A 25,807-nucleotide genomic window follows, 5' to 3' on the forward strand; every position below is an offset into this window, starting at 1 on the left:
AATAGATACCGCTAACAAGTGTTAGCGGTTAATCAATTTGTTTACATTTTAAAAATCAAATTTAATTAATACATACTAGCTATTATTGTTGTTTAGGTTCATTGGGATCTACATTGCGCTCAACAATAGACATTAAGTCAAATGATTGACCAATTGCAAACCGATCCGGACGATACATAGATTCAACATAAGGGTATGGAATCATATAATTGCCTGCCGTCACTGCTCTAGCCAAATAAGCAACCTGCGATCGATAAGTACCATCGCTCACATAGTGATTAATATCAACAGCCGCAACATATCTATCATCACGGAATTCTTGATATTTAATATCATTGCTATCTTCATCTTTCAACAAATTGGCAAGTTCCGGTATTGCCTGTAAACTTACACTACTATTTGTGAGATTTTGATTTTCTAACTCAAGTCCAGCAGGTAAAAAATCAACAATTAACGCATCGTGAACTTCTTCTTTATGTGCTCTAACATCCAATAATACCACCACTAAATCACCCACTTTCAAGTGATCAGGTTGAATTTTGTTACCTTTCAAATCGTAATAAGAACGATTGATAGTTAAAATATTTTCATCACTCGTTGGTGCAGGCGCTTTCTTTCCATAACCTGAAACGGTGAATTTAATATAAAGTGGTTGTGCATTTTCTGGATTAGAAATCGTTAATCTATTTGCTAAATTAGCAAAACCAAAAGAGCGTGATAAAGTCGAATCAACCTCATTTGACTGCTCGTTGATCACAACATTAAATTTATGTGAAGATTTATGTTGTTCTAATGACCAGCCAGCCACAAATAATGCGTTAAGTTCCTGAGTTGAAAAATAACGAGTATCATTAAGCAAATCAGATAACTGAATTAAATAATCAGCTTGCTTATCAACACTTAAATTATTTTCTACCAATAAAGATAAAACTAATGCATTATCACGAATAGCACTACCATATTCGCCTAACCAAGAATAGCGATTATCATAACTTGTAGTAAATACTCGATGCATCAAATTATTATAAATATTGTCAAAACCAGTCAGCTTAGCAGAAAGCGCTAACTGAGCAACAGGTAATGGTGAGAATACCTTAAAATCACTCTCAGTGATCTGTTGATACATTCGATTAATTTCATTACGCATAGGCACAGTTATTTTATTTTGCCTTGCCAACACAGCTAAAGCATAAGCTTTAGTTGCAAATTGCGTATAATAGCTTACTTGTGAATTTTCATAGTAGCTTTGTAAACTATTAAATGCATTGGCATCATAAGTATATTGGCTGATACGGGTAATTGCTGCATCAAGCGCTTTATTATTGACATTATAACCACGCTCACTTGCTTGGATTAAAAAATCAGTCGCATACACAGTTAACCAATATTCCTCGGCACCGTCTTTGCTCCATAAACCAAAACTACCATTATTACGTTGCATTGATAAAATTCGCGAAATACCTAATTGCACTTTTTCGCGTCGCTCTTTATCCGATTCGGTTTTAATTCCCAAAGCTGCAAGTTGGTCTTGGTTTGCATATAATGATGGCATTAAACCACTAATAGTCTGTTCTAAACAACCATATGGATAAGCAAATAGCGATTTAATATATTGAGCAATATTTAACGGCGGTTGATTAGATACAATTAGTTTACCATCAACCGTGTTTTCAATCATCTCAGCTATACTAGCTTCAGGTAAAACCCAACTTTCACCACCATTAATTGCCGCAGCATAATATTTATTGGTAGCGGCATAAGCCGGTCTAACACCGACTGCCCACGATCGTTTGATCTGATAATTTGAGCCATCATCCAATAAAATGCCTGTAACATTAATTGTCACTGTACCTTGTCCATAGCCATAATCAGCAACAACGGGCACTTGAATTATCTGTCTTTGCTTACTATCAAGTGTTATTTTTGTAGACTCAACAACATTTTGATAAATCAAACCATCCGTCGAAACATCAACCTGCATTGTTTGCGTTTTTTCGGTTAGATTATTTAGATCCAGTGCCAAGGTAGCCTGATCACCACCCGATAAAAATCGCGGTGTAGATAATTCAGCAACGACTGGCGCGGCAACGAGCATAGTTTGTTCAGCCTTACCAAAACGGCTATCATCCCACGCTTGAGCCATTATGCGTAATTCGCCATTAAAATTAGGCAAAGTAAGATCAATAACGCCTTCACCGTCATCATTAAGGTTAATAGTTTGCAATTGTTGAGCCACAATTTTAACTTCGTTTAATGGTTTTTTACCGCCTGTGCCAGATTCACCAAGCATAGCATCACCACCAAAGCTTACATTCAAATTGCGACCTTTACCTTCAATTAATTTTCCATACACATCGTAAAGATCAACTTCATAACGTTTACGACCCAAAAATGCGCTATAAGGATCAGGTGTTGCAAAATTAGTAATATTTAAAACACCGGAATCAACAGCCGAAACCAATACTGATACTTTATTATCCTTTTGGATTGCACTTTTATCTACTTTGACCTTTATTGGAATAGTTTTTTCAGGCTCTGTCTTCTTAGGAGCTTCAATGCTCAAGTTTAATTGACGATTTGAAGTGTCAATCGGTAAATAAAGTAACCCTATTGCTCTTTTAATTGTTTGCACTGCCGCATCAGTTGATGGGCGAATAATCATCGCACTAATATAAATATCATGACGTTTCCAATCTTGGATTGGAATTTCAACATCAATGCCGTTTTCATCAACAGTAATATCTTTTTCCCATAACAGACCATCATTGGTCTCAAGTGAAATATAACCTGAGCCTGCCACTGGTGCTTGTACATGTATTTTAGCAGTATCACCGACCGAATAGGCAGTTTTATCTAGGCTCAATTTGACCTGATCTGGGCGAACAGCATTGGTACCATTGGTATTATCTTCCCAATTGTAACCACTTCTAAAACGTAAACTACTAGTAATATTATTTTTAGTATCAACAATTTCAATACGATATGAGCCATAATCATCAGTTTGGTAACTCACCTTAGCTGTACCATTGGCTTCTATAGAAAGTGGTTGTTCTTGTGCAACAAACTCACTTGAATTGTATTCTTGATGCCATCCAGCATATTCAGACCAACTCCAATAATAATTACGACGTTCACGAATAATTCTTGCCTTTAAATGGCTAGCAGCTAGCTTTTGTCCATCGCTATTGACATAAGCCACTTCAAATTCAGCATTAGCACCTTTATCAACTGTCGGACTAGTTTCATATTTATCTGATGACCAATCATAATAAGGTGCTTGAGAAAACAGTGCACGCACAGCAGGCATTTGCTGATTTGGCCAAATAGCCTGGCTGGCATAACGAGTAACAGGACGTCCCCCTGAATCAAGTAAACTGGCCTGCAAAATAAATTTAATAGGAGAACTCAACTTGCCCCAATCGCTAGTATCAATTCCAACTTGTGCATTACCATTTTTATCTAATGTCGTCTCAATATTATCAAGTTGTCTAGCTATATTATTGTCGGTCACATCACCAATTTTATAATCAGCAAGTTCTGGTATTGAATCAATTTTTTTAAGATAAATATTACCTTCTAAATTATTTCCTGCTGCTGGAGCACCATAAAGATACCAACCTTTAACATCAAAATTGACACGTTTATCAAGCATAATAGGCTTATTGGATGCAGCCCTAATTTCCATTGCCATGCGCTCTGGTAAAAATTCTTCCACACGAAACCACGCATAACGGTAATTATCGTCGCCTAAATTAAAGCGAAATGCCCATTTACCCGTTGCTGCATTAGCTGGAATAACATATTGCCATTGATATAAACCGTTAGATTTAGCTTTAGCATCGACAGTAAAATTCTCAACAACTTGATTATCTGGTGACATAACATCAACAACAACAGGTTGCAACGGCAATGGATAACCATCAGCATTACGCAAAAGTGCATTAAAATAGACCGTTTCTTGAGGACGATATAAATCACGAGGTCCAAAAGCGAAAAATTGTTTTTGATTAAAAGTAGAACCCGTTAAATTATATTCGCTTAAATTTAATGCACTACGATCCAAATTCAACAAAGAAATTTGATTGCCATCACTTGCAGTAAGTAATGCATAATCCATGCCTTTTGGCAAAGTGACTTCAGCATAACCTGTAGCATCAGTCTTAGCTGTAATGGTGGTACAATTTTTATTACTATCTCGAATACTTTTGTTACATAAAATCGATATATTTACATCAGCAAATGGTTTTCCATTATCAAGGCCATGAGTAATAACGGATAATTTACTATTGTTATAAGCATGAACCGCAACACCAATATTACTGATCGAAAATAGTGATGCAGGATTTGCATAATCATAACTTCCGGCTTGATTCATAACAGCTAAATAAATCCCTTCTTGTTGAAGTTGCGGAATGGATGATAAGTTAAGTAATACGGTTTCTTGCGAATTACGCTTAGGATTAAGATCAAACCGAGACGTATAAACTAAATCAGCAAATTTATTAATATTCTTTGAATTCCAAGTTGACACTTGGTTAATAAAACCATAATCAGCGATAAAATCAGATAACTGTTCTGGTTTAATTTTAAAGAAATTAACATCAATTTTATTAACATTAAGCGTAGTAACAGGTAAACCAGTCATTGATTTGCTTGGCAACAAAAAACCATTACTAGCAAATCCCACCATCGGCAGGAGATCTTGAGTTTTAATTTCTGCTTGGTAGACTTCTTTTAAACTGTTGCCATTAATTGCAGATAACATCTTATCAATGGTGAGATCTAATTGACGATTCGGTTCAAGATAGCGATGTCTTAATTCTAATCCGTTATCCGACAACTCCCAAGCCCCGTCAACATTGCCGGTTTGGCGATCAACTAAACGAAGTAAATTAGAAAAATTGAGTTTAGGATTTAAAGGAACCGAAAAGGTAATAACTAAAGTACTTGAACCATCAAGAATGACTTCTGAACTATCAATAACAGTTAATTGTTTACCGCGATACTTTTCAACTAATTCTGGTGTGGGGTTAAAGGCTGGTTTTGACGATTCATTTTGTACGATATTACCTTCGTCACTAGGATTGCTAATATCAGCTGTTGTATTATTATCAATAACTTTTGTTACTAATTGTGTTGTTGCCTGCTCATCGCTTGCGTTTTGCTTAGTGTCTTTATTATCACAACCTGCTAATGCCAACAGCAAGCTAAATACAGCTAAATGCCTTACTAATCCCATTTCCTTACCCCATAAATAATAATTATTTTCGGTTATTATTAGCTCTTATATTAACCGCATATTATGCACTGGAGCTTACTTTTTGGCAAAGAATGTTTAATGTTTTTTTTGTTATTTTCAGAAAAATAACGACACAAAAAATACAATAAAATCAATATAATTAATAAAAAGTTTAGGTGATTTTTATTTTTAGGTGTGAGTAATTTTATCTATTAAGGTTACACTTGTGGCAGCTCCACCTAAGGAAAACGCCCCAACTTACGCGGGGGCTTTATTCTTTGTTAGATTGTCCTCTCAGGCACCATAACTACCCCTGAGGCCTAAGGATTAAGAAATAAACGCTAAGAACTAAGGTGTGGTGCAAACAGCATAAAAGCTAGTGCTAGCGAGGCTGCTGTCGATGGTGCCGGAGACCCCGCCGACAGCGAACCGGTAGCTATTCATATAGTCACTCGCCCAGTAGACGCCGTAGGCGAAGCCCGCATCAGCGTAGCCGTACATGGCGCCCCACTCCGTGAAAAACCCAGCCCCAATGTGACGCTTGTAAACATTATTACTAGACGACGGCGTGGCGCTTGCTACACCTTGACAAGAACTGTTTGCCTCCCAACCAGAACAAACCGCATTGGTTAAATCACTTACTTTAGGCATCCGATAACCCAAACTATTACACCATGCTGTTTGATTAGAATGGTTAGTTTTTTGATTACGATGGACGAACCACTGCTTCAACACAAATCCATACCTCACCTCATTACCATTACTATCCCTACCGACCAACTCAAATGTCTGTGGCAAAGATGGACGTGTTAGTGGACTAGGATTTCTTGAGCTTATTTGACTACTATCAGCCCTAGGACCATGCAACGTTACCCGTGTGTTTGAACCAACCCTACTCACCGTTGCTCCTAGACTACCACTTGTCTTAACTGTCCAACTCAACTGACTTGCATCAAGCCCATCTATGCCCAAATTAAAATACAAACCATCTGCTCCTGTTGTTGGAAAATTTTGGTCGTAAGATGATGGACTCGTTGATTGAACTAAAAAGCCCTTAGTAGGACTCCATATGTTAGATGGACCGGCAAAACGTGGGTCGTCGCTAGAATTATTTGTGCCACCATACAACAAATTCGGCATGACCGATGGCAAAAAGTAACAACTACCAGAAGAATCCGGCTTGATGTAATACTCTACAACACCTCCATTAAATGTACTTTTCTTTGGCAAACCATAATGTGTAGTTAAACTCCCCCCTGAACTACTTAAGGTTACCTTATAAGGAGCTTTACATACACTTAATGCATCACCACGATTAACGGCACTGCCATCTTTATCCTGTATTGTTAACGATATATTCCCTAGTCCTATTACTCCATTAACTCCCTGTCCATCTCCATCATCATCTCCCCACTTCCCTTGAATTATTAGAGTATCTAAACTTGTCGTTGTTGTACCCGACGGTATTGCCATATGAATATCATTAAAGGTAAAATTACCACTAGGTAACCTTATCGGATTTGTAGCACTCGATGAGTTAGTTGACCGAGTGATACGGCTTCCATCTGGCAATTCTATATACAATAAATTATCTATATCAGTTACCTTAGTTCTACCCCCATCAAACGTTAAATATGGTCCACTACCGTGAATAGTATTGGTTGTATTTACCGTTAACGCCTCTGTTCCCTGCGTATATGACAACAACAATGGCGCAAAGAACAATGCCGATTTAGATAACAATGAAGGCCTAAACAATAATGGCGGTTTGGATTGTAATAGCGGTTTTAATAACCACTTGGATATCGGCGATAATTTTGCCGAAGATTTTGCCGATGACGGCGTCGATTTCGCTACGCGAAATGACTTCGATGATGAAAATAACTGTGGCGCCCTATTTTGACCACCGTGCGAATCAATAAGATTTAGGGCATAGGTTTGGCAGGCCAGATGCCAGATGCCAGATGCCAGATGCCAGATGCCAGATGCCAGATGCCAGATGCCAACCATGGTAATGCATTTTTATCTCCTTGTTAAGTAATTTCTTGTTTTTTCTAAATTTTTATGTCCGCTCACTTAATTAATGAGCGATTCCTTGCCTGAATAAGCTTAAAAATTATAACTTGATGATAAATAATGCGCCACTTTTTTTGTTGATTTATTGTAAAGAATTGTTAGCGGGTAAGTTTGGAGTTTGTTTTGTTTGGGTACGGTGGTTTCGGACGTTTGGGTGATAAAAATAGCTGTTGTGATCACGTCCGAGTCAGGGAATTAATGAACTGCCCCCCAAAAGTTGGATTGTTTAAATCTACTTTTGGGAATAAAACTATGGCAAAAAAATATACATTCGATTTTAAAAAACAAGTTATTGAACATTATTTCAATAGTAATGATGGTTATGGTTTAACCGCCCGACGCTTCCAAATGCCTGCTAATACAGTTGAATGTTGGGTAAATTTATATAGAAGAAAAGGAATTGAAGGACTAAAACCCGTCACAAAACCAAGGTGTTTTTCTCCAGAGTTTAAATACAAAGTGGTCAGGTATTTTATAGGCAATCATCTTTCACAAAATAAAACTGCTTTGGCGTTTGATATCCACTTTGGACATGTAGGTCGCTGGTTTAAAATATACCAAAAATAGGGCAAAACAGTTTTTTCAATGACACCGAATCCACCACAGGGAAAAGCGGATAAAAAAATGGCTCAAAAAGTTAAAAAAAATAGTGAAAAAACAAAAGAAGAATTGCTCGAAATGGTCAGTGACCTTGAAGTGGAGGTGGCTTATCTAAAAAAGTTGGATGCCTTACTTCGACAAAAGAGATTGGAAAAAAGAAAAGTATCAAATAGTTGATTAATTAAGGAAAAAATACCCCTTAAATAAATTGCTTAGCGCATCAGGTTTGTCGCGAAGTACTTTTTACTATCACGATTCGGCTTAAAATAGTGAATTAAAAGCACTTATTATCAAGATTTATGAAGATAACTTTAGTCGCTATGGTTATCGACGAATTACGGCTGAATTACATAATCAGAATGTCATTGTGAATCATAAAAAGGTGCTACGTTTAATGAAAGAAATGGGATTAAAATCCTTGATAAGAGGAAAGAAATATCGTTCTTATAAAGGTCGTCTTGGTGCTGTACCCAATCTATTAAACCGTGATTTTAAGGCGACTAAACCTGGTCAGAAATGGGTAACAGATGCAACTGAGTTTAAAGGGGAAGTAAAAAACTGTATTTATCACCTATATTAATGTAAATACCCCAAACTTAGCACACAACTCACGTAGAAAATTAAGCTGCTTGTTTTAGTGTTTTATACTCAATCGGTGTCATGTTATTTAACGCCTCATGCGGTCTTTCGGTGTTATAAACGTTAACCATTCTTCAGTTATTCTCCTTGCTTGCGCTAAGTTGTTAAAAAGATATAAATCGAGTACTCCAGTACGATAGGTACGATTAAATCGATTATTTTTAAATAAAATCAATAGTTCTAAGTATCTTAATGCTTTTTATAACTACTTTATTTGTATTAAAAATATTCATCAAAGTCTATAAATGAACAAAAAACAAAGTAACAACAATGCTCTTGGAGCTTTTTTGTTCAAAATTTATCCGCTGAACTTGATTTTTCTGAGTCTTCTTTTAAAGACATTTGGCGCAATTATTAGCAAGAGGATGAGCAACATACCCAATCATAAGGGAAGTTATTGTGCATCTTAGAAAAATAGTTTCACTGATTTACATTTTTGATAGTACTAAAGTGGAATAGAATTATTCAATAATTGACTTAATTGATATAGCATCATAATATGGTATCTATCAAGATAGATACCATGTAGAGGTAAGTATGACACAAACAGCTAAAATTTTTATGTCAGGTCGCAGTCAAGCCGTTCGTTTACCTGCTGAGTTTAGATTCGATGCAAAAGAAGTTTTCGTAAAAAAAGACCCAATAACAGGGGACGTTATTTTATCAAAAAAATCTGATGATTGGTCTGATCTCTTAAAATTAATTGCAGCCACTGATGTTCCAGATGACTTTCTAAGTCCTGAAGAGCGGGCACAAGGAGAGCATGATAGAGATCCGTTAGAGGGAATTAATTTATGAGATATATGCTTGATACTAATGCAGTCACTTGTTTTATTAAGAATAATCAAATTTTTATTCAAAATTTAACTAGTGTGCGAATGTCTCAGGTATGCATATCTTCAGTTACCTTAGGTGAGTTAAATTTTGGATTATCTAAGAGATCTAATTTAAGGCTTGAAGCAATTATTAAAGGTTTTATCAATAATATTGATGTATTACCTTGGGATGTAAATGTAGCTAATGATTATGGCAAATTAAGAGCAAACATGATGAGTCAAGGTAAAGTACTTGCACCTTTAGATATGATGATCGCAGCTCATGCCTTTGCTATAAATGCCACTTTAATAACTAATGACAAGGCTTTTAGTCAAGTACCAAATCTTCGTTTGGATGATTGGTCTAAATAGCAATCTCAAAATTATTTGATATGATAAATAAGAATGAAAGCACCTATTTTTGATGGGTGCTTTCAGCTTAAAAAGATGAGTATTTTGAGTTTGCACTAACTCCGAAGAAAATTGAATGCGATTGTGATGTGTACGGCTCATTCTGGCCAAATCAAGACATGAGTTCTTGGGGAGAAAATCTTAACAATGTTTGTCCTGACTGCATTAATATTGACGCTAAGATAAGAATTAGAATAAGCTAAGATTTTATTGTCGAAATATTCATTAAATAAAATATCATTTACCACAATTAATAAATATTTTTTATTGGGCAGAAATGAATTGCATCCCTCTAAATTATTAAATAAACATACCTCATTTTCTATTTATCCTCGTTTATAAGGGTTAATTACGTTTAAATCTCAGATATTGCAATTTTAACAAAGGCAATTTATGAGAATCAAACAATCATTATTTATGGTCTGCTTACTACTGTATAGCTTGAGTATGCAGACATCAGTTATTATCGTGACAGTACTTCTGTACTACCTCGGCCGTTATTCTTTTTTCCCTAGATGGTCTTGCATTCAATTTTTTTAATTTAAATGTAAGCCAAAGCTCAGCAAATGAGATTTTATTTGTTGGGTCTGAAACTATTGATTTAACATCAGTCCCGTTTTTCGCCAATCTAGGATCCGTACCATTGGATAATTTATTTCGAGCCTCGGTGTATAAATGCCTAGCTTTTTTTATGTCAGCGCTGGGATACACACCAAAAGACATACGAGTTTGTTTGCCATTCCAAGAAAAACGAAATAGCCAATATTTTGAACCATTTGGATGAATATTAAGAAATAACCTATCACCATCTTTTAAGGTATATTCCTTTTCTTTTATTTTTGCTTCTTCAATTTTGAAATCAGATAGTAAAGCCATATATAAACTCCTTATGTTATTAATAAATGAACCTAAGGATAGCTAGTCAAAATTTAGACAAATATTTTGAAAAAATATCTTTATAACAATAACATACTTTTTGGACTAGTCCCCAAAAAGCGCATATAGGACTGATTTTTGGACTAAATATTCACGGAAGATACTGGATTAATGAGCTCTATATTGGAAAAAAAACATTTTATATATGGAAATTACTATATTTTCACACTGTGGTGTGACTTTTATGGAAGTTATATTGGAGCGGGAAACGAGGTTCGAACTCGCGACCCCGACCTTGGCAAGGTCGTGCTCTACCAACTGAGCTATTCCCGCATGAAAGTTGTTTTTAGTGGTGCCCGGGGCGAGACTTGAACTCGCACGGCCAAAAAGGCCGAGGGATTTTAAATCCCTTGTGTCTACCGATTTCACCACCCGGGCTCAAAACTTATTACCAAAAGGTAACTGCGTTTCGAATGCAGTGCATTTTACCCATCTTAATTTTGCCGTCAACTAAAAATTAAAAATTATTGTTTAACTGCTCAATGTTTGTCACTTTTTATGGCTTTTATTAATCTTTCTATAAAAGTTAAAGTTATGGTTTATTATCTTACCATAACGTTATTGGTATTTTTAAAACTTAAATATGGCTTAAACACTGAAAGATGAACCGCAACCACATGTTGTTGTTGCATTGGGATTATCAACCACAAACCGAGAGCCTTGTAAACCTTCTACATAATCGATGGTACCACCAACTAGATATTGTAAGCTCATGGGATCGATAACTAAAGATACACCATTTTTTTCAATAGCTAAGTCATCTTCGTTTACTTTTTCATCGAAAGTAAAACCATACTGAAATCCACTACAACCACCGCCTGTTATATACACCCTTAATTTTAGGTTTGGGTTCTCTTCTTCAGTAACTAATGATTTAACTTTGTTGGCTGCAGCATCAGTAAAGTTAATCGGTAAAGCATCGCTCATATTCTTCTCCTAATATATTGATCTTTGTATTATATACCTTTGCCAAATGAAAATACAAAATAGAAAACTTCTATTGAATAAATTTCTCATAGCTAGCTTGAATTTATTTTGATTTTATGAATAAATACAACAAAATTTTCTAGAGAGATTATCTCGATTATGCTAAACAATTTCAAATCAGAAAAACTTTATCATCAGGCTCAATCAGTTATGCCTGGTGGCGTTAATTCGCCTGTTCGCGCCTTTAATGGCGTTGGTGGCTCACCTTTATTTATCGAGCGTGCAAACGGTGCGTATATTTATGATGTGGACGAAAGAGCCTACATCGATTATGTCGGTTCTTGGGGGCCGATGATCCTTGGACACAATGATCCCGATGTAGCCAATGCGGTAATTAACGCTGTTCATAACGGTTTGAGTTATGGTGCACCAACCGAAATTGAAACCAAAGTTGCTAATTTAGTCACGCAATTAATGCCTTCAATTGAAATGGTGCGAATGGTAAATTCGGGAACTGAAGCGACCATGAGTGCCATCCGTGTTGCACGTGGTTTTACTGGACGTGATAAGATTATTAAGTTTGAAGGTTGTTATCACGGTCATGCAGATTATTTGTTAGTTAAAGCGGGGTCTGGTGCCCTTACTTTTGGTCACCCGACTTCACCAGGTGTACCTGATGATTTTGTTAAACATACCTTAGTTTGTGATTATAACAATTTAGAATCGGTCAAAAAACAATTTGAGCAATATCCCGACCAAATTGCCGCCATCATTATTGAGCCAGTTGCTGGCAATATGAATTGCGTGCCAGCAAAAAAAGAGTTTTTACACGGTTTACGAACACTTTGCGATAAGTATGGTGCATTATTGATCATTGACGAAGTGATGACGGGCTTTAGAGTCGCTCTTGGCGGTGCTCAAGATTATTATGATGTTGTGCCCGATTTAACTTGTTTAGGCAAAATTATTGGTGGAGGTATGCCTGTTGGAGCGTTTGGTGGTCGTGCGGATATTATGATGCAATTAGCACCAACTGGTCCAATATACCAAGCTGGAACGCTTTCAGGTAATCCCGTTGCAATGGCTGCGGGTTACACAACGTTAACCAAGTTAATGGAAGTTGGGATCTATCAAGAGTTAGAAGATAAAACTGCATCACTTGCCGATGGTTTATTGTCGGTAGCTAAAAAACATAATGTACCATTAGTGGTGAATTATGCAGGTGGGATGTTTGGATTGTTTTTTACAACTGCTTCTGAAGTAACCAGTTATCAAGATGTGATGCAATGTGATATTGAATTATTCAAAAAATTCTATCATCATATGCTAAATGAAGGTGTTTATTTTGCACCGTCGGCTTTCGAAGCTGGTTTCATGTCACTTAAGCACACAGAAAAAGAGATCAATCACACCATTGATGCAGCAAGTCGTTTTTTTAATAACTTAGTTTAAATGTATGACACTTTTTATATTTCTAATGAAAAAATTAAAATAGGTAATAATTATATGGTTAACCCACTTAAAGAAGGTGAAAAAGCACCACAATTTTCGTTGCCAGACCAAGATGGCGAGCTTGTAGGCTTGAATGACTTTAAAGGCAAACGTGTTTTAATTTATTTTTACCCAAAAGCGATGACACCTGGTTGCACTGTGCAAGCATGTAATTTGCGAGATTGTTCTGATGAGTTCAAAAAATATAATGTGGTGATCCTTGGTATAAGTACCGATAAACCTGAGAAATTATCTCGATTTATCGAAAAAGAGCTGTTAAATTTCACGCTGCTTTCTGACGAAAATCATGAAGTTGCTCAAGCATTTGGTACTTGGGGCGAAAAAGAGTTTATGGGAAAAACCTACGATGGGATTCACCGTATAAGCTTTTTAATTGGCAAAGACGGTAAAATCGAAAAAGTGTTTGATGATTTCAAAACCGCTAATCATCACGAAGTAGTTTTAGACTATCTTAAAAAACACAGCAAATAGTTCTGATTAAAAGCAGATTAACCATTAATCTGCTTTTACTTCGCTATTGATAGTATTTAATTCGTCTGATTTTGGCCATGCATTTATAATTGCTTTAACCAATGTAGCCAAAGGTATTGCAAAAAATATTCCCCAAAATCCCCATAAACCACCAAACACAATTACCGCTAAAATAATAACTAATGGATGTAAATTAAGTTTTTCAGAAAATAAGCAAGGTACCAATAAATTACCATCTAATGCTTGTATTAATACATAGAAAAACAATAAATAACCAAATTGTGCGCTTAATCCCCATTGAAATAAGGCAATTAATACCACCGGAATACTTGAAATGATAATGCCAACGTAAGGCACTAATACCGACACACCAACAAGAACAGCTAATAAAAGACCATAATCTAGACCAAAATACCAAAAAGGAATATAGACACAAATGGATAAAATAATTATATGCAATACATTGCCTACTATATAATTAGATATTTGCGTATCCATTTCTGCAGCAACTTTGTCTAAAATTGTTCGATTTTTGGGTAAAATTTTTGAGCAATATCCCCATATTTTTGCTTTGTCTTTTAATAAAAAGAACATCATTATTGGTATTAATACCGCATTAATTGCAATAGAAACAAGCCCTAATAAAGACACAATGGAAAATTGCAATAACGAATTACCCGTTTGTACAACTTTATTGGTAATACCTTGGATGATCGAGTCGAATAAGCCAACATCAATTAGTTCAGGGTAGTGTTCGGGCAAAGTGGTTAAGAAGTTGTTAGCAAAATTTAGCATGTTTGGAATATTAGTGATTAAGCTAACGCTCTGTTGCCAAATTAATGGTAATAAAATCATAAATCCGACTAATACAATCATTAAGAAAAGCAGTAACACTATTACAACAGCCAGTGTTCTTGGTATGTTTTTTTTATGCAGGAAATTAACAGGCCTATCAAGTAAATAAGATAGCACAATTGCAATTAAAACTGGCAGAAGAATTTTATTGAAAAAATAGATAATAATAAACAAGCCAACAATAACAGCAATTAGCGAGACGACATGCGGATCGCTAAAGCGTTTTTTATACCATTCTATGAACATTTTTAACATTAAAATACTCCTATTTTGCTGACTTTTTAAGTAATAACTTCGTTTTGATTATTTTTTTAAACCACCCAATATACCACGGGTAATCTGTTTGCCGATTTGATTAACAACTTGCCTTGTTGCGCTTTTGGCTATTTTTTGGGTGATACCATCGTGTTGTCCACCTCTTGGCCCCTTAGTACCAAAAAGGAGAGTACTTAAAAAATTTAGCAATCCACCATTATTTTGTTTATTGTATGTATCATCGTCTATTTTTGTATCGCTACCATTGCTGTTTTGATCGGATTGGTTATTTAACGAAAATCCATTTTTCAGTATTTCATAAGCGGATTGTCGATCTATGGTTTGTGCGTATTTGTTGTAAAAAAGAGATTGGCGAATAAGAGTTGATTGATCTTCTGGCAACATTGGCCCCATTTTTGAACTCGGTGCAATAACATAACCACGTTCAACCATGTTTGGGCGGCCTTTTTCATCTAAAAACGAGATAAGGGCTTCACCAACGCCTAATTCCATTATTGCTTTTTCAGTATCAAAACTTGGATTGGCACGCATAGTTTGGGCGGCTGTTTTTACAGCTTTTTGATCTTTTGGGGTAAATGCGCGTAAGGCATGTTGCACGCGATTACCTAATTGCCCTAAAACTGTATCAGGAATATCACTCGGATTCTGAGAAGAAAAATAAACTCCTACTCCTTTAGAACGAATTAAACGCACCACTTGTTCTATTTTTGCTAATAATGCAGGCGAAATGTCATTGAAAAGTAAGTGAGCTTCATCAAAAAAGAAGACAAGTTTCGGCTTATCAAGATCACCTACTTCTGGCAAGTGCTCAAAAAGTTCTGACAATAACCATAATAAAAAGACTGAATATAATTTTGGCGAGTTATATAACTTTTCGGCCGATAAGATGTTAATTATACCGTAACCTTCAGGATTAACTTGCATTAAATCTTGAATGTTAAGCATTGGTTCACCAAGGAAAAATTCGGCACCTTGTTGTTCTAGAGTTAACAATCCACGTTGGATTGCACCAATTGACGATAATGAAATGTTTCCATATTGTGTGGTAAATTTTTTAGCGTTACCACCAACAAATTGTATTAATGCTCGAAGATCTTTAAAATCAATTAATAATAAACCATTATCATCAGCAATTTTAAATACTAACTGTAAAACCCCTGCTTGAACGTTATTTAAATCGAGTAACCGGCCAAGCAAAATAGGCCCTATATCTGACACAGTGCTACGAACGGGGATCCCTTTTTCAGCAAATACATCCCATAATTCAATCGGTGACGAGTCTGGTTGCCAATTATCAACTTCAATACTCGCTAAACGAGCTTGTAGTTTTTCAGTTAATATCCCCTTTTCACCAATCCCAGTTAGGTCGCCTTTAACATCAGCAAGAAAGACAGGTACACCTATTTTTGAAAAACCTTCTGCCATTTTTTGTAATGTCACTGTTTTACCTGTACCGGTTGCGCCAGTAATTAAACCATGACGATTAGCTAATGCAGCAATAATTGATAAATCTTTACCATGATTTTTGGCAACTACAATCGACTCACTCATGGAATAACTCCCTTGTTGTTTTTTACTTTGCAATTAAAACAGTTTTGTTATAAAAATATATTTGGCTATTAAAACAATTTTTCTATTAATGCTACATATAATATTGTATTCTGAATTAGCAATAGCTGCTATTGTTATTATTCTAACTAGCCCATATAAGGAGGCACTATGTTTCCAGAATATCGAGAATTAATTTCTAAATTAAAAAATACCGATTTACGTTTTCAAAAATTGTTCGACCAACATAATGAGCTCGACCAAAAAATTAAAAACATTGAATCTGGAATTATTGTCAATACCGCTGAAACAATAGAGGCATTGAAAAAACAGAAACTTAAAATTAAAGACGAAATTCATGAAATTTTAAAAAAAGCGTCTGAAATTATCTAAACTTTTAATTAATCGTTTTTTAACCTAATAAACAATTAAACAAAAACCCCAATAATTGGGGTTTTTTATTATGCATTAACTTAAAATCATTGCGCTAACTATTTTATATTTAATTACTTAATTGTGCTTGAGCTTTTTTTTGTTTTCGGCTTTTGATTAGCATAATTAAATTTTTATGTGGTGTTTTCATAGATTATTTCCTTTGTTATTATTTTATATTTAATATTTTGATTTTTAGTATTTTTTGAATACATACTTCTTAAATTAGCTAAGCGATATCAGTATCACTTAGCTATTATTAGTTAATTAAAACCATTGTCCAAAACGTTTGATATAGATACGTTTCATTAATTGTGCAACGCAGCAATAGCTAAATAGGGTTGCTAAAAGCCATGGAAAGTATGACCAAGGTAATGGTTGTAGTCCAATTAACCCACTTAGTGGAGAAAACGGAATATAAATACCAATAGCCATAACTAACAAAGTCATCACAATAACAGGAAATGCCGCCGTGCTTTGCACAAATGGAATTTTTTGTGTTCTTAGCATGTGCACAACCAAAGTTTGCGATAATAACCCTTCAATAAACCATCCTGAATGAAATAGTGATTGAGCTTCAACACTATTAGCACTAAATACAAACCACATTAATGCGTAAGTTGTGATATCAAAAATAGACGATGTGGGTCCAATCCAAATCATAAAACGTCTAATGTTCAACGCATTCCATTTACGTGGTTTTTGTAAAAATTCATTGTCCATTTTGTCCCATGGCAATGAGAGTTGTGAAATATCATACAATAAGTTTTGAATAAGTAAATGTATCGCTAGCATAGGTAAAAATGGTAGAAACGCACTAGCAACCAATACTGAAAAAATATTGCCAAAATTAGAACTTGCTGTCATGTTTAGATATTTCATGATATTGCCAAAGGTCTCGCGGCCACATATTACACCTTCTTCTAAAACCATTAGGCTTTTTTCAAGTAAAATAATATCAGCAGATTCTTTAGCGATGTCGGTTGCAGTATCTACCGAAATCCCTACATCGGCATCGCGAAGTGCTGGTGCATCGTTAATACCATCGCCTAAAAAACCAACAGTATGCCCATTATCTTGCAACAATCGAATAATTCGCGATTTTTGCAACGGTGTTAATTTCGCAAAAATAGTGTGCTGTTCGATCTGTTTTTTTAGCTCGGCATCATCCATTTTTTCAATTTCAGTGCCAAGTAATGGCGTGCCAGGTTCTAAACCAACTTCTCGACAAACTTTAATAGTGATGATTTCGTTATCACCGGTTAAAACTTTAACTCCCACACCATGCTCATTCAATGCTGAAATAGCTTCGAATGCGCTTTCTTTTGGTGGATCTAAAAAAGTTAAAAAGCCACGAATGGCGAGCGCAGTTTCGTCCTGCACGGTGTATTGTGGTTTTGTTTCACTTGCCGGAATATTTTTTACGCCAACGGCTAACACTCTAAAGCCTTCTTTATTATATTCATGTGCTAATGCGATCAAGGCTTGTTTACGTTCATCATTTAATGGTAAATATTCGCCATTTTCATAAACGTAACTAGCAATAGACAGCATTTCTTCAACTGCGCCTTTACAAATCATCAAATGGTTATCATCACCATTTTGTACTACCACCGATAAACGTCGGCGTACAAAATCAAATGGTAATTCATCAATTTTTTTATATAAGCTAACACCAACCTTTTTCATACTGGTCTTTTCTTCGGCAAAACGAATAATCGCTTTATCCATTAAGTTTTTCATACCGCTTTGATAATAACTGTTAAGCCATGCAAGTTCCAAAACAGATGAATCGACTTGACCTTTTATATCAAGGTGATGCTCTAAAATGATTTTATCTTGTGTTAATGTCCCCGTTTTGTCAGTGCATAAAATATCCATCGCCCCAAAATTTTGGATTGCGTTGAGCCTTTTAACAACCACTTTACGTTTTGCCATACCAACAGCGCCTTTTGCTAGATTAGCGCTCACAATCATTGGTAACATTTCTGGCGTCAAGCCAACAGCCACGGCTAATGCAAAAAGCGCAGCATCGCCCCAATCATTTTTTGAAAAACCATTAATAAAAAATACAATTGGCACCATAATTAGCATAAATCGAATAAGCAACCAACTAACGCTATTAACACCACGATCAAACGAAGTTTCAGCACGAGATCCCACAATTGATTTTGCCAATGAGCCAAAATGAGTATCCCCCCCTGTTGCAACAACAATGGCTGTGGCGGTTCCACTAACAACGTTTGTTCCCATGTAACAAATGTTATTAACATCAAGCAAATTATCTTTGTTGATGTTTGATGTTTCGATATTATCGGATGTTTTTTGTGTTACAGCACCTAATGTGTCGTACTTTTCAACAGGAATCGATTCGCCTGTTAATACAGCTTGGCTAACAAATAAATCCCGAGATTCAATCAATCGAATATCTGCCGGGATCATGTCTCCAGCCGACAAGTAAACAATATCTCCAGGAACAATTTCACTTAATGGAATCTCAATACGTTCTGGGCTCATATCTTTATGCGCACGTCTTAGCACCGTTGCTGTTGTGCGAATCATCGATTTTAACGCTTCAGCCGCTTTGTTCGATCTAAATTCCTGCCAAAAACGCAATAATCCACTCAGTGATACCATAGTTAGAATAATGATAATACTGGTTAAATCTGTCTCTTCACCATTTTGCAAAGGTAACCAAAAATCAGTCACAAAACTGACAATAGCTAACGCTAATAATACAAATATAAATGGATTATTAAACGCCATTAATAGTTGTATTAAAACTGATGGTACCTTTTCGCGTGCGACTTCATTTTTTCCATATGTTTCAATTCTCGACTTTGCACTTTCTTGTGTTAATCCTGAAAGGCTAGATTGAAATTTAGCTAAAATACTATCAAGACTACTTTGGGCTTCGTTGATAGCTTTAATATCCACACTATTTTGTGCTTTAGTTTTTGATGTATTTTTTGTCATCATAAGTACCTATATTCATAATTTTGGCAAAAGTAGGCCAACTTATTGTTACTAAATAACAATAAATAATTAAATTTTGTGATTAGCTAAAATTTAGTGCATAGCAAAATTAGCCTGTAAAGCTATTTTGTATAGCTTGGGCTTAGCATTAAATTTAATTAGCAACAGAATTAATTAAGAATTTAGATACAACTCGGTGGTTCTAAATGTTTTTCTGAAAGATGTAAAACACGCACCATTAAACTTTGCGCGCATTGGTGTTTTGAATTTGTGTGATAGCGTGTAAAAAAATACATATCGTTCACCGTTACCGTTTTATCAATTTCGGTTTGTGAACTGAAAAAATGGTTATTTAGACAGGTTCATTAACCGATAATGATGTGTTTAAATTTGTCTCCCCTAGTCTTGGGGTGACCCGATTGAGTGTCCATATTTCTCCTGTAAATTGAACTCTTCACTTTATATTTCAACTTCCCTTCACCCTCGTTTTTAACTTCCAAATAGCTAAAAAAGGAAGAAAAGCTCAAAAGGCGGGCTCTTTATACGCCTTTAGGATGAAGAAGTCAACCCATCTAACAAAAAAAGAAACACAGTTGTTGAAAAACAGCACTTATCGGCGCTTTTATCTTCATTTTCATTTAGAACAGATACCCCTACTACCTAATATAAGATACAATTACTGCACTATTAATTAACGTGAATATTTAAAATGGAACTATCTGAATTACTCCATGATAATTGGTTCAATTTGGTAATTATTTTTGTACTTTCTTTTGCCATATTTATTTTAAAAAAACGTACTCAAAATGACTATTTTGATAATATTATTAAATATGCCGATATTTTAGGGAAAACACCTCAACCCAAATATCAAATAGATTATTTAAATAATATAAAAAAGAAACTAATTTGGGAAAAAGTCTGTTTTTATCAAGCTGGTAATATCGATAAAGAAAGTATCGCTATTTCACTAGTAAATGCTGATGCTCATAATCTTATTGAACTCACTCAATTAGACTTATTAACGCACTACTTTAAAATTACACAAAATCGTATTACACCACTTAAGCCCTATTTAATTAAAGAAGTTGTATTTAGTGGTATTGCATTTATTGTCGCATTAATTATGTTGCTATCTAACGTTATTACGGCCGTGAGCTCACCTTGGATAATTAATGTTATTATTGCTATTTTGACAAGCTTTATCATAATTATAGCTCTATTTCGTTTTGCTATAGAACCAATTAAACGCCTAAAAACCTATTTTTCAATTCTAAAAGATAAGAACTTTTTACAAAGAGCAAATAATGAGTTAGCCAAAATAACCAAAGAGAAAAATAGATTGAACACCGATATTTTAGAAGAAACAACCGAGCAAAAAAAATAACAAAATCGTCAACAAATTTAAAATTATTATTCAGCTAGTCTGTAATATGATTATATTAATAAATAGGATGAACAGTATTACTACTGTTCATCCTATTTATTATATGGAGATTAACCTTGAATATTCAATCTTGCATTTTTTAACTGATTAACAAGATCTAACAGTGATAAATTAAGTTGATGCATAAATTGTTGATACGAAAACTCTTTTTTGCTAATTTCATTTAATTGCAATTCCCAATGGGCAGTCATATCTGGCATCGACATTATATCTGGTAGTGATAAAATCAGATTTTTACCTACCTCGGTTGAGCGAATTGCTTTGCCTTGACGAGTTAAAAATTGACGTTTAAATAACAATTCTATAATACCAGCCCTTGTTGCTTCTGTACCTAAACCATCTGTTTCGCGTAGTATTTTTTTGATTTCGGGATCTTTAACAAATCTGGCAATCCCTGTCATCGCAGACAACAATGTTGCATCGGTAAATGGCCTTGGTGGTTGGGTTTCTTTGCTAACCAGTTCAGTATCAATACATTGCACTGTTTCGCCCTTTTTAACTAATTTAGTTAATAAACCATTACTTTCATTATCATCAATATCGGTTTGAGCTTGAAAGTTTTTAGTTCTAAATAAAACCTTCCAACCTTCATCAAGCATTTGGTTAGCTTTAGAAATAAATTTTCCACCTTGGATATCAACATCAATTTGCAATTCAGCATATTTATATGCTGGATAAAATTGAGCTAAATATTGCGTTGCCACAACTTGATAAACCGCCTTTTCATTATCAGTTAAGTTTTCCATTTTAGCTTTACGCAACGTCGGAATAATAGCGTGGTGCGCCTCTACTTTTTTATCATTCCAAGCTTTAGTGCGTAAAGTATAATTAGCATTACTAATTGCGGTTTGCAATTCTGGGCAATTATTTTCAATGGCAGACTTTACACCTGTAATTTGTTTCAAGTGTTCTTCAGGCAAAAAGCGACAGTCTGATCTTGGATAGGTAATTAATTTGTGTTTTTCATATAACGATTGACAAATATCAAGCACATCTTGAGCGCTCAGCCCATTTTTTTTAGCCATCTCAATTTGCAGTGCCGATAAATTAAATGGCATTGGTGGCGCAAGTTCTTTCTTTTTATTGCTAACTTTATCAATTGTTCCTGATTGATTATTAATACGCTGACAAACATTTTCGGCCAATTTTTTAACTAAAACACGCCCTTCTTCATCCTGGTAAGGCGAGCAAGCTTCGCTAGGTTGCCATTTGGCTTTGAAAATTTCATTATTTTTGGTTTGTAGCACTGCAAAAACTTCATAAAATGGTTTAGGTGCAAATTGCGCTATCTCTAAATCTCGTCTAACCACTAACCCTAAAATAGGGGTTTGTACTCGCCCAATTGATAAAACACCTTGATAACCGTTTTTTTGACCAACAATGGTACAAAGACGACTCATATTAATGCCATATAGCCAATCGGCTCGAGCTCTTGCTAATGCCGAGGTTGATAAAGGAATAAAATCTTGATTGTTACGTAATTGTTGCAATGATTTTTCAACCGCGCTAGCATTCAAATCGCTAATTAAACAGCGTTGAATTGCTTTGCGTTTATCTGGTGATAATTGACAATAATTTAAAACTTCATCTACTAGCAACTGCCCTTCCCTATCTGGGTCACCAGCATGTACTATCTGCTCTGCTGACTTAATCAAATTTACCAAAATATTAAATTGTTTTTCTGTATTGCCTTTAGGCATTAATATCCATTTTTCAGGCACTATGGGTAAATCATTAATCACCCATTTTTTATATCGAGGATCATAAACTTCTGGTGTAGCTTGCTCAAGGAGATGACCAATACACCAACTAACCACATCACCATTACTTGCTTTAATAAAACCATTACCTTTTTGATGAGGTTTAGGTAATACGTCAGCGATAGCCCTTGCTAAGCTGGGCTTTTCGGCAATAAATAAACGATAAGATTGATTAGTTTGCATAAGAATAATTATTCATTAAAATTTCAAACAAGATAAGTTTGAATCAGTATTAATTTTATGGTTTTAAATAAAAAGTCAATTATATCCTTATACCCAACTTTATAAACATTCATAAATTTTCATCCATTTTTAAAGATGCTTTATTACCACCATTTTTTGTATTTAAGCCAAATAACCGAAATAACACAAATAATAACAAGCAATAATATTAACCCTACAAAAGACCAACCTTCACTACTAAAAGGAATGCCGGCTAAATTGACACCAAGCAAACTGGTTAAAAACGTAATGGGTGTAAAAATTATGGTAAAGAGTGACATTAAATAGATTCTTTTATTGGTTGATTCAGCCAAGAAGCTATTAATTTGTTCCATAATTGAAGCTATTCTTAATAAACAGCTATCAATATCGGATACATAATGATTTTGTTGATAGGAAATATCATGCAAGCGTTGGCGATCGTTATCGTCAATCCACGATATTCTTTCAGTCGAAATTTTTACAAAAATATCGCGTTGTGGTGATAACAATCGGCGTAAGACGATCAACTGTTTACGAACGCGACCGATCTCTTTATAAGAAAAAATACGTTGGTTTAAAACCGATTCCTCTAACTTAATGATTTTATTGTGAACACTATCAAAAGATAAATTAACTTGATCACTAATTAAATCAGACATTTGAATCAACCAATCCGCTACATCTACAGGACCAATTCCCTTTTCTAGATGATCTTTTAATTCAGCAATAGCCGAAATTTGTTGATGCCGTGTTGAAATAATCATGTTATCAGTTATATAAAAACGAAAGGTAACAATAGGATCGGGAAGCTCATTGGGAACAAAATTAACACCTTTTAAAACTACTAAAACACCCGACTCAAAACGAATTTCCTTGGATATTTGCTTAGGTTTTAGCAATTCATTTTTAATCAAATCTGGAACTAGATTTGTATTATTTACCCAATTGATGGTTTCTTGTTTAGCAAAATCTAAATGAATCCAAAATGGTTGTGAAATTGAAGGTTCACTGTGTTCATTAAGTGGTAGCGCTTTACCTTTACCATCTAACTGGCAACAAAAAGCTGGATTAGCTTCTAAAAGATGTGAAACAGAAATAGAATTTACACTATTTTGATTATTCATTATCGATACCATTTATTGTTTTCTGAAATTATATACTGAATTAAGCTTAAATTGGAGCCATCAATTACAGTTTAATTATTTTGCTAAGGTATTAAATAGAGTTGAGTTGTACAATAATTATAAAGATTCTATTTGTTGCGGTGATTTTTAATTTTCAGAAAAAACGCTTTTGCTGTTAAAAAACAAAAGCGCAAACTTTCAACTTCGGACGGGGGGCGGCGCTATTGTGGCTTTGCCACAACGGCGCAACCCTAAGGGAAAACGCCCCAACTTACGCGGGGGCTTGATTCTTTGTTATATTATCCTCTCAAGCACCATAACCACCCCCGCGCCGTAAGGATTAAGGACTAAACGCTAAGAACTAAGGTGCGGTGCAAACAGCATAAAAGCTGTAGCTGGCACTGGCGCTGTTGACGTAGCCGTAGTCGGAGTGGACAAGGAACTGGTTGCTACCCGTTGCGTCACTCGTCCAGTAGTAGCCGTTGACGAAGCCCGCAGCAGCGTAGTCGAGCATGAAACCCCACTCCGTGAAAAATCCTGCCCCTATGTGACGCTGGTAATAATTATCTGATGAACTAGGGGCTGCGCCTGAAATAGGAAGATTATCTGTTTTGACCGCATTGGTTAAATCACTTACCCTAGACAATCGATAACCCAAACTATTACACCATGCTGATTGGTCACTATAACGTTTACTTTGATTACCCTGATTGACGAACCACTGCCTTAATACAAATCCATACCTCACCTCATTACCATTACTATCCCTACCGACCAACTCGAAGGTCTGTGGCAAAACTGGACGTGCTAATGAACCTGGACTACTTGAACTTATCTGACTACTACTTGCCCTAGGACCTCTCAACGTTACCCGTGCTACATTTTTTGATTTATCTGTAATCCAATTATCAGCTTGGATAGTACGGTTATCTGGGGATGTGAATGTCCCTGTTAACGGCCTTGTCCATCTCACCGTTGCCCCTAGACTACCACTTGTATTAACTGTCCAACTCAACTGACCTCCGTCAATACCACCTATATCCAAATCAAAATACAATCCATCTGCTCCAGTCGTTGGAAAGTTTCTGTCGTAAGATGATGGGTTTGTTGATTGAGTTAAAAAACCCTTAGTAGGACTCCATATGTTAGATGGGCCTGCGAAGCTGTCTGTGCCATAGACTAGATTCGGCCTGACCGAACAAATAACCGGCTGTGACGGCAAAGTGATATAATAAACCGCTGAGCCTCCGTAAAAACGACTACTATTTGGCACTCCATACTGTGTAGTTAAACTTCCCCCTGTACTATCTAAAGTGACCTTATAAGGCGCTTTACATATATCTAATGTATCACTACGATTAACCGTGCTACCGTTTTTATCCTTTATTGCTAACGATATACTCCCTGTTGCAGTAACACCATTTGTACCCTGACCATCCCCATCATCATCTCCCCACTTCCCTTGGCTGATTAGACTATTTAAACTAATAGATGTTGCACCCGATGGCAATACCGTATGAATATCATTAAATGTATAATTTCCACTTGGTAACATTATC

At 35.4% G+C, this 25,807-nt stretch carries 18 protein-coding genes, 2 tRNA genes and 2 pseudogenes; 9 read left to right on the forward strand and 13 right to left on the reverse strand.

The window, feature by feature from the left end:
- Positions 1-82 precede the first annotated feature (82 nt).
- Positions 83-5,239, reverse strand: a complete 5,157-nt coding sequence (locus tag A9G31_RS00385; RefSeq protein WP_065559934.1) for an alpha-2-macroglobulin family protein — start codon at positions 5,237-5,239, stop codon at positions 83-85.
- Positions 5,240-5,587: 348 nt separating this feature from the next.
- Entirely contained in the window at positions 5,588-7,249 is a 1,662-nt protein-coding gene (locus tag A9G31_RS00390; RefSeq protein ID WP_065559935.1) for a hypothetical protein, read from the reverse strand.
- Between the two features lie 177 nt (positions 7,250-7,426).
- Here A9G31_RS00390 and A9G31_RS00395 point away from each other — a divergent pair, with 177 nt between their 5' ends.
- The 3 genes and pseudogenes from A9G31_RS00395 to A9G31_RS11305 all read left to right on the forward strand — a co-directional run.
- Positions 7,427-7,882, forward strand: a complete 456-nt coding sequence (locus A9G31_RS00395; protein WP_141671310.1) for a helix-turn-helix domain-containing protein — start codon at positions 7,427-7,429, stop codon at positions 7,880-7,882.
- Between the two features lie 18 nt (positions 7,883-7,900).
- Positions 7,901-8,092, forward strand: coding sequence for a hypothetical protein (locus A9G31_RS00400; protein ID WP_065559937.1), 192 nt, complete (start codon positions 7,901-7,903; stop codon positions 8,090-8,092).
- Positions 8,093-8,228: 136 nt separating this feature from the next.
- Positions 8,229-8,494 (forward strand): annotated as a pseudogene (locus A9G31_RS11305) (IS3 family transposase); the annotation flags it as partial.
- Between the two features lie 41 nt (positions 8,495-8,535).
- Here the strand turns inward: A9G31_RS11305 and A9G31_RS12060 are convergent.
- A pseudogene (locus A9G31_RS12060) lies at positions 8,536-8,708 on the reverse strand (integrase core domain-containing protein); the annotation flags it as partial.
- Between the two features lie 383 nt (positions 8,709-9,091).
- Between A9G31_RS12060 and A9G31_RS00410 the strand changes: the two are divergent.
- Together A9G31_RS00410 and A9G31_RS00415 are read left to right on the forward strand one after the other, a co-directional pair.
- Positions 9,092-9,352 (forward strand): antitoxin, encoded by a 261-nt coding sequence (locus A9G31_RS00410; protein WP_065559939.1) that lies wholly within the window; start codon positions 9,092-9,094, stop codon positions 9,350-9,352.
- Positions 9,349-9,741 carry a type II toxin-antitoxin system VapC family toxin gene (locus tag A9G31_RS00415; RefSeq protein WP_065559940.1) on the forward strand — a complete coding sequence of 131 codons (393 nt, stop codon included), beginning with the start codon at positions 9,349-9,351 and terminating at the stop codon, positions 9,739-9,741. The genes A9G31_RS00410 and A9G31_RS00415 overlap by 4 nt, the downstream gene beginning before the upstream one ends.
- 495 nt (positions 9,742-10,236) lie before the next feature.
- Here the strand turns inward: A9G31_RS00415 and A9G31_RS00420 are convergent, their stop codons facing one another.
- The 4 genes from A9G31_RS00420 to erpA all read right to left on the reverse strand — a co-directional run bounded on the left by A9G31_RS00420 (position 10,237) and on the right by erpA (position 11,643).
- A complete protein-coding gene (locus A9G31_RS00420; RefSeq protein ID WP_065559941.1) occupies positions 10,237-10,656 on the reverse strand; it encodes an Arm DNA-binding domain-containing protein in 420 nt (139 codons plus the stop codon).
- Positions 10,657-10,913: 257 nt separating this feature from the next.
- Positions 10,914-10,989, reverse strand: a tRNA-Gly gene (locus A9G31_RS00425).
- Between the two features lie 17 nt (positions 10,990-11,006).
- Positions 11,007-11,094 (reverse strand) — tRNA-Leu (locus A9G31_RS00430).
- Positions 11,095-11,304: 210 nt separating this feature from the next.
- A complete protein-coding gene (gene erpA, locus A9G31_RS00435; protein WP_034914816.1) occupies positions 11,305-11,643 on the reverse strand; it encodes an iron-sulfur cluster insertion protein ErpA in 339 nt (112 codons plus the stop codon).
- Positions 11,644-11,802: 159 nt separating this feature from the next.
- On the opposite strand from erpA, the gene hemL reads away from it, so the two are divergent.
- Both hemL and bcp read left to right on the forward strand, forming a co-directional pair.
- Complete coding sequence (hemL, locus tag A9G31_RS00440; protein ID WP_065559942.1) at positions 11,803-13,095, forward strand: glutamate-1-semialdehyde 2,1-aminomutase; 1,293 nt, start codon at positions 11,803-11,805, stop codon at positions 13,093-13,095.
- A 54-nt stretch (positions 13,096-13,149) separates the two neighbouring features.
- Complete coding sequence (gene bcp, locus A9G31_RS00445) at positions 13,150-13,626, forward strand: thioredoxin-dependent thiol peroxidase (RefSeq protein WP_065559949.1); 477 nt, start codon at positions 13,150-13,152, stop codon at positions 13,624-13,626.
- 24 nt (positions 13,627-13,650) lie between these two features.
- Here bcp and A9G31_RS00450 read toward each other — a convergent pair whose 3' ends face one another.
- Together A9G31_RS00450 and A9G31_RS00455 are read right to left on the reverse strand one after the other, a co-directional pair.
- Complete coding sequence (locus tag A9G31_RS00450) at positions 13,651-14,736, reverse strand: AI-2E family transporter (protein ID WP_065559943.1); 1,086 nt, start codon at positions 14,734-14,736, stop codon at positions 13,651-13,653.
- A gap of 48 nt (positions 14,737-14,784) precedes the next feature.
- On the reverse strand, positions 14,785-16,308 hold the full coding sequence (locus tag A9G31_RS00455; protein WP_065559944.1) for a helicase HerA-like C-terminal domain-containing protein: 1,524 nt from the start codon (positions 16,306-16,308) through the stop codon (positions 14,785-14,787).
- A 168-nt stretch (positions 16,309-16,476) separates the two neighbouring features.
- Between A9G31_RS00455 and A9G31_RS00460 the strand changes: the two genes are divergently transcribed.
- Positions 16,477-16,698, forward strand: a complete 222-nt coding sequence (locus A9G31_RS00460) for a YdcH family protein (RefSeq protein WP_034914830.1) — start codon at positions 16,477-16,479, stop codon at positions 16,696-16,698.
- 306 nt (positions 16,699-17,004) lie between these two features.
- Here A9G31_RS00460 and mgtA read toward each other — a convergent pair whose 3' ends face one another.
- Positions 17,005-19,713 (reverse strand): magnesium-translocating P-type ATPase, encoded by a 2,709-nt coding sequence (mgtA, locus tag A9G31_RS00465; RefSeq protein WP_065559945.1) that lies wholly within the window; start codon positions 19,711-19,713, stop codon positions 17,005-17,007.
- 709 nt (positions 19,714-20,422) lie between these two features.
- Here mgtA and A9G31_RS00470 point away from each other — a divergent pair.
- The gene (locus A9G31_RS00470; protein ID WP_065559946.1) at positions 20,423-21,100 is read left to right on the forward strand and encodes a hypothetical protein; all 678 of its coding nucleotides are present in this window, start codon (positions 20,423-20,425) and stop codon (positions 21,098-21,100) included.
- 110 nt (positions 21,101-21,210) lie between these two features.
- Here the strand turns inward: A9G31_RS00470 and A9G31_RS00475 are convergent, their stop codons facing one another.
- From A9G31_RS00475 to A9G31_RS11690, 3 genes are all read right to left on the reverse strand, one after another.
- Positions 21,211-23,103, reverse strand: coding sequence for a DNA topoisomerase III (locus tag A9G31_RS00475; RefSeq protein WP_065559947.1), 1,893 nt, complete (start codon positions 23,101-23,103; stop codon positions 21,211-21,213).
- 143 nt (positions 23,104-23,246) lie between these two features.
- Entirely contained in the window at positions 23,247-24,248 is a 1,002-nt protein-coding gene (gene zntB / locus A9G31_RS00480) for a zinc transporter ZntB (RefSeq protein WP_176700322.1), read from the reverse strand.
- Between the two features lie 361 nt (positions 24,249-24,609).
- A partial coding sequence (locus A9G31_RS11690; protein ID WP_176700323.1) for a hypothetical protein occupies positions 24,610-25,807 on the reverse strand: 1,198 nt, incomplete at its 5' end.

The sequence above is a fragment of the Gilliamella sp. Gris1-4 genome, from assembly GCF_001690335.1.
In the GTDB taxonomy this organism is placed as follows: Bacteria; Pseudomonadota; Gammaproteobacteria; order Enterobacterales; family Orbaceae; genus Gilliamella; species Gilliamella apicola_P.